Annotated in this window: 1 protein-coding gene; it reads left to right on the top strand. The window is 18.4% G+C overall.

What is annotated here, in order from left to right:
* Positions 1-166 precede the first annotated feature (166 nt).
* Positions 167-394, top strand: a complete 228-nt coding sequence (locus BGI41_RS08265; RefSeq protein WP_088540221.1) for a hypothetical protein — start codon at positions 167-169, stop codon at positions 392-394.
* The last annotated feature ends 140 nt before the right edge of the window (positions 395-534 follow it).

The raw sequence follows: 534 nt of genomic DNA, 5'->3' as shown, positions 1-534 counted from the left end.
GTTTTTATCTATTTTTAAAATCTTTATTTATAATCATTTTAAATTTTATATATGAATATTTCTTTTTTATTGTCCATACCTTTTTAATGATTTATTCTTTAAAAAATATCTATAAATAGTCTGTTATATTAAATATAATCAAGAATTGGATTTGTGGTTGGTTATTATGGATAATGATAAACTTGCAATAATTATTTCATTTTTTTTACCTGGAATTGGCCATGCTATTAAAGGTAAAAAGGCATTTGGGGTTGGTTCTTGGATTTTTGTAATGTTTTTAACATTTTTCTTATATTATCTTACAGAACCTAATCCTTGGTTTTCTATTGTGTTTTATTTTACTTTAGGGTTTTTTGTAGCATATGGAATATCTGTTTATGGTGTTGAAGAGTGATTTATTATTTTTTATTAAATAATTTTTAATTATGATAATTTAATTTTTTTATTTACTTAGTTAGTAATATCTAATTTCTATTTATTTTTAAAAATTATTTAAAATATTAAATTTAATAATATTTTTTTATTAATTTTGTT

The sequence above is a fragment of the Methanobrevibacter sp. 87.7 genome (genome assembly GCF_002208625.1).
In the GTDB taxonomy this organism is placed as follows: domain Archaea; phylum Methanobacteriota; class Methanobacteria; order Methanobacteriales; family Methanobacteriaceae; genus Methanarmilla.
The sequence above is the reverse complement of the archived record's forward strand: the minus strand, read 5'-3'. Positions and strand labels throughout refer to the sequence as shown.